The 919-nt window shown below is 56.3% G+C and carries 1 protein-coding gene and 1 pseudogene; both read right to left on the reverse strand.

All coding sequences use genetic code 11. The annotated features are described in order from the left end of the window. A pseudogene (locus tag GFJ39_RS13900) lies at positions 1 to 592 on the reverse strand (hypothetical protein); the annotation flags it as partial. After that, positions 589 to 919: DUF2612 domain-containing protein (locus tag GFJ39_RS13905; protein WP_153432049.1), on the reverse strand; the 331-nt coding region annotated here is incomplete at its 5' end. The gene GFJ39_RS13905 and the pseudogene GFJ39_RS13900, both read right to left, overlap by 4 nt.

The raw sequence follows: 919 nt of genomic DNA on the forward strand, positions 1-919 counted from the left end.
TAGACAGGGAAGTATCAGCAGCCGCGCGCGCACTGGCTTCAGACGCAATATCGGAATACCACGCCAGATCACCCGAGCCGCTGGCATAGATGAACGAGGCGCGTGATGTGGATCCGTTCAGGTGCAGGCCCGTGCCGTTCTGATCATTGTTTGTGGAGACGACGCCAAGCGTGCCAGACACTGATCCCGCGAACAGAGATTGCCACGAGGCTCCGGAAGCCCCTGGCGTTGTGGTATTATTGTCTGCCGTCGAAACCCAGAATGTCCCGATGGCACTTCCGGGAATCATGGCCCCCATGGGATAGCCGCCAATGCCAGAAGCAAAGTTGCTGTCAAATTGCCCTGGGAACCCGGCCTGCAATACTTGAATAGCCTTGGAAATGCGGTTGAGGAACCCGTTCATGTCCTGACCGCGAGGCGGGGAGCCTCCAGCGTCACGGGAGATGAACGTTTCAGGCGGGAAGCCGGCCGCAATAGATGCCGTGCCATCGCCTGCCGTCGCCTGTGTCTGAGGAACTGTCGCAATATCAGATGAGGATGCCGATGCGCCGATAAGCGTATCGAACCGGCCCAGATCGTCAGAGTTTTTCATGAGCTCGCCTTGATGGAATAGGAGACGGAAACCCCGGTCGGGCGCGGCAGAACGCCACTCGTCTGTATGATGCTGACCTGCACATCAGTCGGCACAAAGTCGAAAACATACGTCATTGTCATGTCGCCATTATCTTTGACGTAGGCATCCCCTTGTGCGCCAAAGAGCGTCATAAGCACCGCATTAATGGACAGGATCGATCCATCCGAAATGTTGCTCAGAGCTTTTGCGTAGATCAGTTGACGATAGGCACTGTCGGACAGACGATAATTCGTCGTGGCCGATGATCCGGAATACCAAGGGGCCTGATTCCAGCCCACTTCAGTG

The sequence above is a fragment of the Gluconobacter aidae genome, from assembly GCF_009547075.1.
Lineage (GTDB): Bacteria > Pseudomonadota > Alphaproteobacteria > Acetobacterales > Acetobacteraceae > Gluconobacter > Gluconobacter aidae.